Annotated in this window: 11 protein-coding genes; 5 read left to right on the plus strand and 6 right to left on the minus strand. The window is 73.6% G+C overall.

Annotated elements, in window-relative coordinates; all coding sequences use genetic code 11:
* Positions 1-89 precede the first annotated feature (89 nt).
* Positions 90-272, plus strand: a complete 183-nt coding sequence (locus tag ACFV0T_RS21715; protein WP_385781456.1) for a hypothetical protein — start codon at positions 90-92, stop codon at positions 270-272.
* A gap of 157 nt (positions 273-429) precedes the next feature.
* Here ACFV0T_RS21715 and ACFV0T_RS21720 read toward each other — a convergent pair whose 3' ends face one another.
* Positions 430-1,821 (minus strand): S1 family peptidase, encoded by a 1,392-nt coding sequence (locus ACFV0T_RS21720; protein ID WP_385781459.1) that lies wholly within the window; start codon positions 1,819-1,821, stop codon positions 430-432.
* A gap of 285 nt (positions 1,822-2,106) precedes the next feature.
* Here ACFV0T_RS21720 and ACFV0T_RS21725 point away from each other — a divergent pair, with 285 nt between their 5' ends.
* Together ACFV0T_RS21725 and ACFV0T_RS21730 are read left to right on the plus strand one after the other, a co-directional pair.
* A complete protein-coding gene (locus ACFV0T_RS21725; RefSeq protein WP_385781462.1) occupies positions 2,107-3,285 on the plus strand; it encodes a MalY/PatB family protein in 1,179 nt (392 codons plus the stop codon).
* Positions 3,286-3,576: 291 nt separating this feature from the next.
* Positions 3,577-3,966, plus strand: a complete 390-nt coding sequence (locus tag ACFV0T_RS21730; RefSeq protein WP_385781465.1) for a PPOX class F420-dependent oxidoreductase — start codon at positions 3,577-3,579, stop codon at positions 3,964-3,966.
* A 52-nt stretch (positions 3,967-4,018) separates the two neighbouring features.
* Here ACFV0T_RS21730 and ACFV0T_RS21735 read toward each other — a convergent pair whose 3' ends face one another.
* From ACFV0T_RS21735 to ACFV0T_RS21745, 3 genes are all read right to left on the minus strand, one after another.
* Positions 4,019-6,793, minus strand: a complete 2,775-nt coding sequence (locus ACFV0T_RS21735; protein ID WP_385781468.1) for a hypothetical protein — start codon at positions 6,791-6,793, stop codon at positions 4,019-4,021.
* 219 nt (positions 6,794-7,012) lie between these two features.
* Positions 7,013-7,426, minus strand: a complete 414-nt coding sequence (locus ACFV0T_RS21740) for a Zn-ribbon domain-containing OB-fold protein (protein WP_385781470.1) — start codon at positions 7,424-7,426, stop codon at positions 7,013-7,015.
* Positions 7,427-7,577: 151 nt separating this feature from the next.
* A complete protein-coding gene (locus ACFV0T_RS21745; protein ID WP_385781472.1) occupies positions 7,578-8,369 on the minus strand; it encodes a TetR family transcriptional regulator in 792 nt (263 codons plus the stop codon).
* A 180-nt stretch (positions 8,370-8,549) separates the two neighbouring features.
* Here ACFV0T_RS21745 and ACFV0T_RS21750 point away from each other — a divergent pair, with 180 nt between their 5' ends.
* Together ACFV0T_RS21750 and ACFV0T_RS21755 are read left to right on the plus strand one after the other, a co-directional pair.
* Complete coding sequence (locus tag ACFV0T_RS21750) at positions 8,550-9,377, plus strand: hypothetical protein (RefSeq protein ID WP_385781475.1); 828 nt, start codon at positions 8,550-8,552, stop codon at positions 9,375-9,377.
* Between the two features lie 62 nt (positions 9,378-9,439).
* Entirely contained in the window at positions 9,440-10,069 is a 630-nt protein-coding gene (locus ACFV0T_RS21755; RefSeq protein WP_385781476.1) for a peptidoglycan-binding protein, read from the plus strand.
* A 240-nt stretch (positions 10,070-10,309) separates the two neighbouring features.
* Here ACFV0T_RS21755 and ACFV0T_RS21760 read toward each other — a convergent pair whose 3' ends face one another.
* Together ACFV0T_RS21760 and ACFV0T_RS21765 are read right to left on the minus strand one after the other, a co-directional pair.
* Positions 10,310-12,631 carry a SpoIIE family protein phosphatase gene (locus ACFV0T_RS21760; RefSeq protein WP_385781668.1) on the minus strand — a complete coding sequence of 774 codons (2,322 nt, stop codon included), beginning with the start codon at positions 12,629-12,631 and terminating at the stop codon, positions 10,310-10,312.
* Positions 12,632-12,935: 304 nt separating this feature from the next.
* The gene (locus tag ACFV0T_RS21765) at positions 12,936-13,316 is read right to left on the minus strand and encodes a hypothetical protein (RefSeq protein ID WP_385781478.1); all 381 of its coding nucleotides are present in this window, start codon (positions 13,314-13,316) and stop codon (positions 12,936-12,938) included.
* Positions 13,317-13,520 lie beyond the last annotated feature (204 nt).

Genomic DNA, 13,520 nt, shown 5'->3' on the forward strand with positions numbered 1-13,520 from the left:
GCATCAGGCAGATGGACGTGATCAGCGACACTGTCCCATATGTCTGAATCGTTCGTGATTACTCACATGGCCTTCACGGGGGGAGCCGTATGCTTCACACCATGTCCACCACTGTTGAACCCGTGTCCGAGCGATCGGCGGCGGAGGTCAACGAGGAGATCCGGGCCCTGTGGTTCCGGGCGGGCGGGACACTGAGCGGCGAGCAGCGCGAGGAGTACCGGCGGCTCGTCCTGGAGTGGGCCACCGCCCCGCAGTCGGTACAGGCGGCCTGAGCACCCCTGACGAAGGGGCGCCTTCTCGCACCCGCCTCCGTCGCCCGCTCTCCCTGCCTCCGCTCGCTCCTCTCCCTCCTCTTCTCTCCTTTCCTCCCCTTCTTCTCGCCTTGCCTCCCCTTCTCTCTCAACCCTCGGCCTGGACCGCGGCCGAGGATCAGCCCCACGTCGCCGAGTAGTGACGCTGAAAGGCCTTGCGGTCCTGCTCCGCACGGATGTAGCGGGTCGCGACCAGCGCGATCAGGCTCCCCGCGATCACCAGCAGACCAGGGCCCAGGTTCTTCGGGTCCGTGAGCCGCGCCAGCAGCGTCGAGGCGCCCGTGCCGCCCGTCACCGCGGCCGACGACCCCGGCGAGGCGGCGCCCGGCGCGATCGCGCTGTGCGTGGCGGAGGAGGACGGCGCCGAGGTGGGCGCGGCCGAGGGTGAGGTGCCCTGACCGCCGGCGGCCTGCGCCGACACGATCAACTGCACCCCGAGCGTCGACAGCGCCTTGGTCACCGGCTGGAAGAACGTCGTACCGCCCGTCGTGCAGTCCCCGCTGCCGCCCGAGGTCACCCCGAGAGCGATCCCCTCGGAGAACATCGGCCCGCCGCTGTCGCCGGGTTCGGCGCACACGTTCGTCTCGATCAGACCGGTGACCGTCCCCTCCGGGTAGTTGACCGTGGCGTTGAGCGAGACCACCTGCCCGTCGCGCAGCCCGCTGGTGCTGCCGCTGCGGAACACCCGCTGCCCCACGGACGGATCACTGGCGCCGGTGATCCGCACTCCGTTGCCGTTGCCGATCGCCACGACGTCGGCGCCGTCGCCCGCCTTGCCGCTCGCGTACTGCACCAGCGAGAAGTCCGCTCCGGGGAAGGAGCTGTTCACCGTCCTGCCGATCTGCTGGGTGGCCTGGTTGTCCGCGAACCAGAGCGCACCGGCCGGCCCGCAGTGACCGGCGGTGAGAATGAAGTCGCTCTGCCCGTCGGTCACGTTGAAGCCCGCCGAGCAGCGTCCGCCGGTCGACAGGATCGGCTGGGCGCCGTTGAGGCGCGTGGTGAACTCGCCGGAGGTGCGCTCCATCCGGACGAAACTGCCGATGCCGTCCGCGACCCGGGTCAGCGCCGACCAGTCGGCGGCCGAGACGGTGCGGTCGGCCTGCACCACGACCCGGTTGGTCCGGTAGTCCACGGACCACGCCGTACCGGGCACCCGAGGCGCCGAACGCAGCGTCGTCGTCGCCGACTTCAGCTCATTCATGCTGTGCCCGACCATCCGGGCCTCGGCCCCCGCACTGCGGACCTCGGCCGCCGCGCCCTCGTCGGTGACCGCGACGACCGGCTTCCCGTCGGTGCCGATCCAACTTCCCGCCGTACGGGAGGCGCCCAGACGCGACACCAGCCCCGCGCCGGTGTCCGCGACGGACTGCGCGGAGCTGCGTGGGACGGCCGACGTGCCGGGCGTCTCGCTCGCCACGGCCTGCGTCACCATCACCCCTCCCAGGAGGAGTCCGCCGACGGCCGCCAACTGTGTCACTCGCCGGACGACCCGTCGTCGTGCGTGCCTCATGCCTGGCTCCCGAACCCCGAACGCGCGGCGTCAACACCGCGGGGCCCTCCGGTCGTTGAGCGCCCTGACTTCCATACGTACACGGGACGGGCCGTGTTCACCCGGACGGCCGGCGCTTCGACCGCACCGGAAGCACGGCGTCCGCCACGCCCGGGCCGGGCCGCGTCCGGCTCCGCTCGTCGCCCCGCGCGGGCGCCCACCGTACGGAAGTACACCTCGACCGGCACACCGGGCGCGCTCTGCGCCTCGTTCCGGCTCACCGCACGGCGTCCTATCTTGTGCTCCATGACAAGCATCCCGCACGTCACGCCCGGTGAACCGAATCCGCTGCGCGCACTCACCCTCGACCGCCTCCGCTGTCGTACGAGCATGAAATGGCGCACCTACCCCGCCGACGTGCTGCCGCTGTGGGTGGCGGAGATGGACGTGCCGCTCGCCGAGCCGGTCGTGCGCGCGGTCACCGACGCGATGGCGCTGGGGGACACCGGCTATCCCGCGGGCACCGCGTACGCCGAGGAGCTCGCCGCCTTCGCCGCCCGGCGGTGGGGCTGGGACGGGATCGCCGTGCGACGCACCGCACTGGTGCCGGACGTGATGCTGGGCGTCGTCGAGATGCTGAGACTGGTGACCGGGCCCGGGGACGCCGTCGTCCTCAACCCGCCCGTGTACCCGCCGTTCTTCCAGTTCGTCGGACACATGGACCGCCGGCTGTGCGAGGCACCGCTCGGCGCGGACCTGCGCCTCGACCTCGGCACCCTGGAGCAGGCCTTCCGGCGGGCCGTCGCCGGCGGACGGCCCGCCGCCTACCTGCTGTGCAGCCCGCACAACCCGACCGGCACCGTGCACACCGCCGACGAGCTCACCGCCGTCGCCGACCTCGCCGAGCGGTACGGCGTGCGGGTGGTCGTCGACGAGGTCCATGCCCCGTTGACCGCCCGGGACGTCGACTTCGTGCCGTACCTGAGCGTGCCGGGCGGGGAGCGGGGGCTGTCCCTGATGTCCGCGTCCAAGGGCTGGAACCTCGCCGGGCTCAAGGCCGCGCTGGCCGTGGCGGGCCCCGCGGCCGCCGCCGACCTGGCCCGGCTGCCCGAGGAGGTCAGCCACGGCCCGAGTCACGTCGGCGTCATCGCCCACACCGCCGCCCTGCGCGACGGCGGAGCCTGGCTGGACGCCCTGTCGGCAGGCCTCGACGACAACCGCCGCCTGCTCACCGCACTGCTCGCCGAGCACCTGCCCGCGATCCGGTACCGGCCGGGGGAGGCCACCTACCTCGCCTGGCTCGACTGCCGCGCGCTGGACCTGCCGGACGAGCCGGCGGACGTCTTCCTCGATCGCGGCCGGGTCGCGCTCAACTCCGGGATCCTCTTCGGCACGGGCGGCACCGGGCACGTACGCCTGAATCTGGCGACGTCACCCGAGGTGCTCACCGAGGCGGTGCGCAGGATGGTGAAGGCAGTGGTCTGAAGGGCGCCCGTCACCGTGCCGAAGGCCACCGGTCACTGTCATGGACTCGCGCGGGCGCTGCCACGATGACGGCATGCGTGTGCTGATCCCCCTTCAGGACCGTTCACGGCCACGGCTGCCCGGGCGGACCTCGACATGACGGACTGCTCCGGCCGGGCGGATACGTGCCCGGCCTGCGGCAGTACCCCGGCTCGCCCGAACTGCGCCACTTCGCCCGGCGCTGTCTCGCCCTCCTTCAGTGGGCCGACCGAGGGAACCGCCCGGCGCCGGTCTGTGCCTAGACTGCCGGGCATGGACGACACGTCGGTGGCCCGGCTCGGCGCGGGCAAGTATCTGCTGATCACCAGTTACCGCAAGAACGGCACCGGCGTCCCCAGCCCGGTGTGGGTGGTGCGGGACGGCGAGGACGCCCTGGGTGCCTGGACGGCCGCGGACTCCTGGAAGGTGAAGCGGATCCGTGCCCGCGGCGACGTGCTCGTCGGCCCGTGCGACGTGCGCGGCAAGCCGACCGGCGACCCGGTCCCGGCCACCGCCGAGATCTGCGACGCCGCGACGAGTGCCCGCTACCGCACGCTCATCGCCCGCAAGTACGGGATCCTCGGCCGCCTCACGCTGTTCGGCAGCCGGCTGCGGCGCGGGGTGGACGGCACGGTCGGGATCAGGATCACCCTCACCCAGTGAGACATGAGAGGGCCGGCCGCGTCACACGGCCGGCCCTCCACGGATCCTCGTCCTACGGCGCGTCCAGCACCGTCCCTGTCAGCACCGGACCGTCGCCCGGCTCACCGGAGTCGTCCACCCACTGGAACCGCACCGACTCGGCGGGTTCGGTCACCTGGTCCCCGACCGTGGGCACGCTGAGGTCCACACCGGTCTGTCCCGCCGGGACGCTCCCCCCGAGGGTGAGGTAGTCCACCTTGGACAGCGGGCGCTGCGGGTCGGGCGACTCGCCGGAGACCTCCGTGAGCCAGGCCGGGTCGATGTCCTTCGTGGACAGTTCGGCGCCGTCCGCCACCGGCCGCACCGCGAAAGCGGCGTACAGCTCCGCGTCGGCGGCCTCCGACAGGGTCACCCGCCACATCAGCGGCTGTCCCTCGGTCACCCGGTCCGCGACCGGCGTGACCGAGATCTTCGGCATCGGATCGTCGTTGCGCACCGTGATCCCGCCGTGGTGCGCGCCGACCACGGCGCCGCGGACCGCCTTCACGAGCACGTCGTGCGACACGTCGTACGAGAAGCGCGTGTTGCCCTTCACCGTCACCGACACGTCGATGTCGGCTCCGCCGGGCCGTACCGTCACCAGCCGGTCCTTCGCCTCCCCGGTGTCCGGGTCGACGACGTACACCCGGACCTGACCGCTGCCCCGGCCGGACACCCGGACCGGCACGCGGTACGTGCGCACCCCCGAGTCGCCCTCCTTGACGGTCGTGGTGCCGAGGTCGACGCGCGGCAGGGCCGCCGCGTGCACCGCCGGGGTACCGGGGCGCCAGGCCCAGGCGTCCATCAGCCACGCCCGGCCCGACCGCGAACGGGGCGTGAGGTCGAGGGACTTGACGCGGCGCAGGTCGAGGCCGGCGCGGGTGGCGGCGGTGAGCGGGACGCGCACCTCACGGGCCCAGTACGAGGCGGTCCGCTCGCTGCCCGGCAGGGCGTCGACGCGGACCCCGCCGAGCGTCGCCCGGCGGCCGGCGGCGTCGGTGACGGACACGTCCAGGCGGGTGCCGCCGGTGTTCGGCGGCACGATCACACGCAGCGCCACCGACTTGGCGCCGCTCAGGGAGACCGGGGCGGCCGGGCGCACCCGCACCGCGCTGCCGGGCGCCGACCAGCGCAGGGCCACGGCACGACGGCCGGTCTCGCGTCCGGTCTCCCACCGGGCGAAGTGCGGCGAGGAGCCGCCGACGCCCGAGCCCAGGCAGGCCACGGCCGCGTCGGGGTCGACCGCCGAGCACAGTGTGCCGCCGGACACGGTCACCGGACCGTCCGGCAGGAACCCGGCGCCCCGGTTCGCGCCCACCGCGTGGGTGAGGACACGCGCCGGATCCGCCGAGGGGGCCCGCCGTCCCGAGCCGTCGAGCAGCTCGCGCGCGCGGTCGTCGCCGGCGACGAACAGCCGGGCGGCGGCGGCGACATAGGTGGCACCGGCCCGGTGCTGCTGGTCGGCGGTCAGCCGGGTCCGGGTGCCCGTCGAGCAGACCGCGTCCCGCTGCTCGGGATCGTCCCAGAAGTCGTCGTCGGCGGGCGCGGCGGCCTGCCCCGGAGTCCACTCGCTGTTGAAGAAGTTGTGGTTGGCGCCGACCACGTAGACGGCACTGTGCAGCGCGGTGCCCCGGCTGACGCCGCGGGTGCCGTCGACGTAGACCTCGCCCTGGAGGTCGGAGACGTCACCGTCGCAGCCAGGCAGGATCGTCATCGAGGGCACGTCGGCGACCGGGTTCTGGCCGAAGATCGTCGGTCCGACGAGGACGGTGCCGCGGATGTGCCAGCGCACCGGACCGCGGTAGCCGTCCTGCCCGGCGGGCGGCGGGTACAGGCTGTCCAGCGCGGCGCGGTTGACGCCCTCGCCGCCGCGCGAGTGCCCGACGAGCAGCACCCGGGACAGATCGGCCCTGGGCCCGCGGCGTACCACCGCCGGAGCCGTGGCCGGGTGCGCGGCCCAGTCGGCCCAGCGGGCCAGGTGCTGCCGCACCAGCGACGAACGGGCCTGCGCGCCGCCGTCCTCGGCGGCGAAGTCCTGGCCGTTGATGCCGTTCGCGGAGATCGACACCGTCACATAGCCCTGGGAGGCCAGGAGTCGCTGGTCGCGCAGATAGCCGCGGTAGCTCGGGATCGGCCGCGTACCGGCCGGGCAGGGCCAGTCGCCGGTCGCGTCGGTGGCCCGGTAGCAGGTGGCGTGGCGGCCGTGCAGGAACAGCGCCAGCGGACGCCTGCCCGGGGCGCCTTCGGGCGCCACCACCACGGCACGCATCTCGACCGGCGCGGCGAAGCCGGGCAGGCGTACGGAGTCGAGGGCGTACTCGCCGGTGACCGTGCGGTACGCGCCCGGCCTGCCGGGGTCGACGCTCCCCGCCGGGAGCGGGGCGGGCGGCAGCGCCGCGGCCGAGGACGGTCCGCCGCTGCCGGCGGATGCGGCGGGGGCGGTGGGGGCGTCCAGTCGGCGGCCGCCGGCCAGTACCTGGAGGTCCTTCAGGTCGGTGGTGCGGGTGTCGGCGAGGTCCAGCCGGAACGTCCTGCCGTCCCGGCCTGGCGCCGGCAGGCCCAGCAGCCGGCCCGCGGCGTGGAACTCGACGCGCGCGTCCCCCATGGGCACGGGGGCGGACGAACGCCAGACCAGGGTCCGCGCGTCACCCTCCCCGGTGATCCGCCAGCCTGCCGGCAGTCCGTCGTCGGCCACGGCCGCGGGCGGTCTCGGCTCGTCCGCCTGCCGAGCCTGCGCCAGTCCTGGTGACCCTGCCAGTGCCGCGAGCACTGCCACGGCTGCGACACCTATTCGCCGGGCACGGAGCAATGTTCCCCTCCTCCAACGTCACGCGCGGGCACCCCGTCCGTACCGGGGGCCTCTCGCGTACCGAAGGAGGGCAGAAGGGATCCGTGGGTTGCCTGTGGCGGGCGAACCCGCTGTGCTGGGGGACGGAACCGGCCATCGAGGGGCCGGACCGTCCGAGAGCGGCAGTCCGTCAGCGGCAGTCGGGTCCTTGACGGCTCGTCAGTGACGGTCCGTCGTCCGTCAGTGCCAGGCCCGGAAAGGCTCGTCGAGCAGTTGGAAGACCGGCTCGCCCCGGACCGGGTCCTTGGCCGTGGACAGCCGTACGCGGTCGCCGCTGTGGATGCCGATCAGCGGTCCCATGACCCGGCCGCGCACGACGAACCCCTCGGCCATCTCGATCAGCGACACATTGCGCGCGGCGGGTGTGTTGCGGTGCACCACCGTGGTGTGCCGGACGGTGCCCGTTCCCTCACTGCGCTCGGTGCGCAGGTCGCCGCCCTGGCAGGCCGGGCACAGCAGCCGGTGGTACATCGCGGTGGCGCACCAGGTGCAGCGCTGGAAGAGCACCGCGTCCGCGTCGGCGGACACTGGTTCGAGCACGTCCGTCGCGAGGCCGGCTCCCTGCTGAACTGCGCTTCCTGAGTGGTGGTACACGCTGGTCAACTCCCTGCGCTCGGGCGGAATCCCGCGTGCGCGGATCACCCGGGCACGCACGTGCCCGGTTCGCCGTGCCACCGTGCACAGCGACAGCGTATGGCACTCAGTGCCACCCGTAAAGGCACTCCGTACCGCCAATCTGCGCGGATCAGTCGCGTCCCAGCGTCGTCTCGATCTCCTGCACCACCCGCCACAGCGGTGCCCCCCGCCGGGCGACGACCACGACGACGTCCTCGGCGTCCGAGGCGTCCTCAGAAGTTCCGCAGGGCGCCGGGGCCCTGGCGCCTTCGGCGGCCCTGGACCGCCGGCGGTCGGCCGGGCCGGGGGCGCCGACGACGGACTGCACGTCGAAGGTGGACTGCACATGGCCGAGCGCGTGGTCCACCGCGGCGCCTGCGTCGTCCTGCCCGTCGGAACGCAGCCAGGAACGCAGCGCGTTGTTGTGCGCGGCCACCACCGCGGCCGCGATCACGTCGGCCCGGAGCGTGCCGTCCCGGCGGCCGTCGAAGCGCCCGCGCAGATAGGCGGCCAGCGCGCGCTCGTAGCGCCACACCACCGACAGCTCGTACGTCCGCAGTCCCGGCACCTGCTTGGTGAGGCGGTAACGCTGCACCGAGAACGCCGGGTTCTCCGCGTACATCCGCAGGACGAGCCGGGCCGCGTCGCAGACCCGCCGTACCGGTTCGTGCGCGTCGCCGCTCGCCGCGAGGAAAGTCGTCATATCGGCCAGGCAGCGCTCGTGGTCGGGGAAGACCACGTCCTCCTTGGAGGGGAAGTAGCGGAAGAAGGACCGCCGTCCGACCCCGGCCAGCGCCACGATGTCGTCCACGGTCGTCTGCTCGTAACCCCGCTCCAGGAACAGCTGGAAGGCCGCCGCGACCAGGGCGTCCCGCATGGGCGGCTTCGCGGCCGCCTCCCCTGCCTTGCCACCGGAGCTCATGGAGGGGAACGTAGCATCCGGGCGGCGGTGATGGCACTCAGTACCATCCGTGGGGGAACCGAGTGCCCCCGGTGAAGCTTTCCCGCAGACCGGCGTAACCTTCCTGCACCGCTCCGTGCCGACCTGCACGGCTCAGTGTCCGCCTGCACCGCCCTGTGTCCGCCGCCGAGGAGACCCCGCATGTCCGCCGCCCGCCCCCGTGTCCTCTACGTCACCGATCTGGCGTACCCGGCCCGCGGGCGCCGCTACGGCGACGAGGACGTCTTCCTCACCTCCCGGCTCCGCGCCGACTTCGACCTCGCCCTGTGCCACCCCCGGGACGCCGCCGCCCTGATGGACGCCTTCGACGCCGTCGTCGTGCGCAACAGCGGTCCCGTGCTGGCGTACCAGGAGCAGTACGACGCCTTCCGCGCGCGTGCGCTGGGCGCCGGGACGCGCGTGTACAACCCGCTCACCGGCAGGGCGGACATGGCCGGCAAGCAGTACCTGCTCGACCTGAGCGCCGCGGGCCTGCCCGTCATCCCCACCGTCGACCACCCCGCCGACCTCGGCCGGCTGCCCGAGGCCGACCGGTACATCGTGAAGCCCAAGCTCGGAGCCGACTCCATAGGCCTCCGCACGGTCTCCGCCGACCTCCTGGCGGACCTCGCCGACGGCACGGTCCTGGTCCAGCCCCGCATCGACTTCGCCTACGAGGTCTCCTTCTATTTCGTCGACCACGACTTCCAGTACGCCCTGTACGCCCCGGACCCCGAGCGGCGCTGGGAGCTCCGGCCGTACGAACCCACCCACGAGGACCTGGAGTTCGCCCACGGCTTCGTCACGTGGAACACCCTCGACCACGGCATCCAGCGGGTCGACGCCTGCCGCGCTCCCGACGGCCGGCTGCTGCTGGTCGAGCTGGAGGACCTCAACCCCTACCTGTCCCTCGACGCCCTCGACGAGACCGGGCGGGACGGCTTCGTGGCCGCGCTGACCCGGTCCCTGCACCGCTTCCTCACCGGCTGAACCCGGGCGGCGGCCCGCGCGTATCACTTCCCGGGGGATCCGAGGTCCCGAAGGAGAGCAGCGTGCCGACACCGCCCGAACCGGGGGAGCCGTACGAGCGCCCGATCCTCGAACCCATCCGGGTGCTGCGCCCTCGCCGCACCGACGGGCTCGCGGAGCTGTTCCGGGAGATGACACAGGACCCTGGCTACGAGTCCGTACCGCTGAGCGATGCGCCGGCCTCGCCCGAGGAGGAGACGCAGGAGCTGCCGCCCGTCCGCGACCCGCGCACGCACGGCGACGGCCCGGGGCTGCGCCGCGCCGCCGTAGCCGTCGGCGTGACGGCGGCGGCCGTCGTCGGCTTCGGCTGCGCCCTGCTGCTGCTCCGCGTGAACGACGACACGGCGGCCGCCGCGCCGAACCCGTCCGCCTCCGCCCCTGTCTCCGTGCCGGCCGCCTCGCCGTCCACCGACCCCGACGGCGCCGGCACCCTCCGCGAGGGCGACAGTGGTCCCGAGGTGGCGGACCTCCAGTCGCGCCTGCTGCGCATCCCGAACGTCTACGACCACGGCGCCACCGACGGCCGCTACGGCACCGACCTCACCGCCGCGGTGGCCCGCTTCCAGCTCTGGTACGGCATCCGCGGCGACGAGTCCGGCGTCTACGGCGACGACACCCGCCGTGACCTGGAGGCACGCACGAACGGCGGCTGACGGCAGGGGAATCGAACGCCGGGCAAGGTCTGGGAAAAGAACGGTGACCGCGGGGCCATGACGGCCGCACGATGAGCCCGGGGGCCGACGCGACGGGGCGGACAGCCCGCCTCGAACGAAAGCCCTCGCAATGAACGGCTCCCGCATTCCGGGCGTGCTGCTGCCCGCCGTCTTCCTGTTGGTCCTCCTCGTGGGCGTGGTCTGGTACTGGCGGCACCGCGACGACGACTGACCACGGCCTCAGCCGGAATCCTCCGGCACCCGGATGTCGACGACACAGACGTCGTCCCGCCGCTCGCCCTCCAGCATCGAGGCGAGCAGCGGCTCCAACGAGCCGGACTCGCCGGTCCGGTGCGTCTCGACGGCCCGGGCCAGCCGTTCCAGGCCGCGGTCGAGGCTCTCCCGGGGCCGCTCGACCAGCCCGTCGGTGTACAGCAGGATCCGGTCGCCCGGTTGGAGAGGGCACTCCGCCTCCTCGAAGACGGGGGAGTTGCTCGCCCCCAGGAGCATGCCGCCCGGGCGGCCGAGATGGCGTGCCGTCCCGTCCCGCAGCAGCAACGGCGGTGGATGGCCCGCCTGCGCCCAGAGCAGTCGTCGCCCGGCCGGGTCGTAGCGGGCCAGGATCATGGTCGCCGTGCCGTGCGGGTCGCGGGAGTGCAGCAGCAGCGCGTTGAGCCGGCTGAGCGCGCCGGTCAGCGACGAGCCGGTGATGATCATGCCCTTGGCGGTGAACCGCAGCTGGGCCATCGAGGCCACCGCGTCGATACCGTGTCCGGTCACGTCACCGACCACGAACAGCACCTCGCCGTCGGGCAGTTCGATGGCGCTGAACCAGTCGCCGCCCACGTTGAGCCCCGACTGGGCCGGCAGATAAGCGACCTCGACCCGCAGCCCGGCCAGCTCCACCGGCTTCCTGGGCAGCGGCAGCAGCGCGTGCTGCAACCGGCCGGCCATCGAGCGCTCGGCCTGCAACACCCCGTGCTGGGTGAGCATCGCCCGCTCGCTCGCCACCAGGGCCAGCTCCGCGCTGCGCTGCGCGGTGAGGTCCTGCACAAATCCGTGCACCTCGACGGGCGTGCCACTGCCGTCCGCCACCGCCTCGGCCACGGCTCGCAGATACCGGACGCCGTCCCCGGTCCTGATCCCGAACGGGAGGTCGAACGGCCGCCCCGAACCGAGGAGTTCGCCGACCGCCGCGGACAGGGCGGCCCGGTCCTCGGGTGCCGCGAGTCCGGGCAGCTCGGCGAGCGGGACCGGGCCGTGCGCGGGATCCCGGTCGAGCACGGCGAAGGCCTGCGACGACCAGGTGGCCTCGTGCGTGACCAGGTTCCAGTTCGCCCAGCCGAGGTTGCCCAGCCGCTGGACGTCCGCCAGCCGCTGCTCCTGCCGGTCCGAGGGGGCGTGCCGGAGCCAGGTGAGGATCAGCCCGTCGCCCAGCCGCGCCACCCGAACGGAGTAGGTGGAGAGCTCCGTGACACCGTCCACCAACTCGTGCCGCGCGAACGGTTCGCCCTCGTACGGCTCCCCGGTGCCGAGCGCGCGCAGGCACCCCGGCCACAGCGACTCGTCCCCCATGGCCGGCCAGCACTCCAGCATCCCCAGGCCGACCAGTTCGCGTCCGGTGCGGCCGGCGGCGTCGACCGCCTCCGGGGTCGCGGCGTCGATGCGGAAGTCCTTGACCTCGCCCGAGGCGGAGCGGTCGGGCGTGAGCAGGAGCACCGTGCCCGGAAGGGTGTCGAACACCGTCTGCACGGAGCCGGCGTGCCGGTCGCCGACCGGCTCCCGCCGGGCCTGGAACGCGTGCAGCCGGCCCACGCAGAGCCGGGTGACCTCCCGCAGGTGCGTCCGGACCAGCGGGTCGAACGGGCCGTCCCGCCTGCGCAGGAACCCGATCGAGTAGTCCGTCGGGCCGCCGGTCACCACCGGCAGCCAGGCGCGGGACCGCCACCGCTCGGGCGGATCGCCGACCAGCCGATACCGTTTCCGGTCCGCCTCGATGTCCTCGAGCCAGCGGGGCTCGCCCGCCTGGAGCGCGTCGAGCGCGGCCACGTCGCCGAGCGGCGGCATCCGGCGCCACCGCTCGGCCGTCGTCTCGTCCAGCCCGGCGTGCCCGACCAGTTCCAGCCCGCCGGTGGGCAGCAGGGCGTAGATCATGACGGCGTCCGTCTCCACGCCCGGCGCGAGATGCTCCAGCAGACAGGGCGCGAGGTCCTGCGCGGTGCGGACCCGGACCAGGGCCCGGCCGAGCCGGCCGAGCGCCTCGGCGTCGTCCGACTCCGGGTCCCGTACGGCGTTCCCGACGCCTGTGCCGGCCGCGGTGGTGGCTGTGGTGGCTGTGGTGCCGTCGGTGGGCGGGGCGGGCTCCGGTTCGCCGGGGCGCGGTGCCGGGAGGCTCCCGAGCGTGATCCAGCACTCCTCGAGCAGGGTGCGGTGGCCGGCCTCGGCCCGCCGCAGCAGCTCGTCGTGCGCGGCGTCCGGGCCGCGGCCGGTCAGCGCCATCACCACGCCCCTGGCCCGTTCCAGCACCGCCGCGGTGGCGGCCAGGTCGTGCAACCGGTCCATCTCGGCACGCTGACGGGCCACGACCCTGGTCAGCGCGACCAGATCGGGCACGGCACCGGACTCCGCCGGGAACGCGGGCTCGCTCGTCACGCGATGAGCATGGCACACGCGGCGCGTTCCGATCGTGGCCGTGCTCCCCGGACTTGGTCCCCTCCCGCGGCACCGCGCGCGATCCGCGACACCCCTGTCCGCGACGCCGTACGGCCACCGTGGTCCGGGTCTCGGACGGGTGGTCGCGCGGCGGCCGTGGCCGTCGTCGCGGTGGTACGCGGGGACAGGGCCGCGGCCGGACCGGCCGTGGCGCTCAGCGCGTGGTGCCGTGCTCGGCCAGGGCGTTGGTGACCGCGCGGACGCTCCGGGCGATGTGCTGGAGCTGCAGGACCTCGGCCGCGTACAGCTTGATCGTGTGCTCGATGACCGTCTCGGGCAGGCCCAGCCGCGGCAGATCGGCACGCGCGGTCTGGAGGGCGGTACGGGCGATCCGGATCTCCTGCTGGACCTGGATCTGCGCGTGCCGGGCCAGCAGCACGGGGTGGCGCATGAGGACCGGGTAGCTCGCGTAGCGCGCCGGCACGAGTTCCCGCAGCCACCTGGCCGCCGAGCGTTCCCAGTCGTAGCTGCCGGGCACCTTGACCTGGCACGGCCAGTCCGGGCTGATGCGCGTCGTCGTGAGAGTCATGATCATCACTTCCGGGTGTGCGGCGTCGGGACGGGTGGTCCGACGTTGTGGGGCGGCCCCGGTCCAGGGGATGACCGGAGCCGCCACGGGCACTCGCGCAGGCGGTGCCCGACCGGACGCCCCAGGCGCCGACGTGGGTAGGGAACGGCGGCCACGGGGCGGGTGCGGCCGTGAGCAGTATTTATATATGCCATCCGCTTTGCAAGACGC

Source organism: Streptomyces sp. NPDC059582 (genome assembly GCF_042735715.1).
Lineage (GTDB): Bacteria > Actinomycetota > Actinomycetes > Streptomycetales > Streptomycetaceae > Streptomyces.